Origin of the sequence: Acinetobacter sp. I-MWF (assembly GCF_025433935.1) — a bacterium.
Classification (GTDB): Bacteria; Pseudomonadota; Gammaproteobacteria; order Pseudomonadales; family Moraxellaceae; genus Acinetobacter; species Acinetobacter guillouiae.
The window spans coordinates 1-317 of the sequence record NZ_JAMBAR010000052.1 but is presented as its reverse complement, the minus strand read 5'-3'; the positions used below and the strand labels follow the sequence as shown (position 1 = coordinate 317).

Here is a 317-nt window from a genome sequence, read left to right as displayed (position 1 = left end):
CGATTGGATGGTGCGCGAAGGGTTTGTCCGGGACCGCGCCGAAGCCTTTCGCAAATGGCTGGGCGCCGGCAAGCTGGGCGACGTCAAGCAGCACTGGCCGACCTTGGACGACACCGTCGAGACCCTGCGGGCCTCCGGGGCCTGGGTCAGCCTGGCACATCCCTGGCATTACGATTTCACCCGCAGCAAGCGTCGCAAGCTGATTGGCGACTATATTGGTGCGGGCGGCCACGCAATTGAAGTGGTCAACGGGCATCAACCCGCCGAACAGGTTGGCAGCCTGGCGATTCTTGCCCGCGAATTTGGTCTGCTGGTCA

Annotated in this window: 1 protein-coding gene; it reads left to right on the top strand. The window is 63.4% G+C overall.

Annotated elements, in window-relative coordinates; all coding sequences use genetic code 11:
• Positions 1-317: hypothetical protein (locus tag M2R48_RS21325; protein WP_410004186.1), on the top strand; the 317-nt coding region annotated here is incomplete at both ends.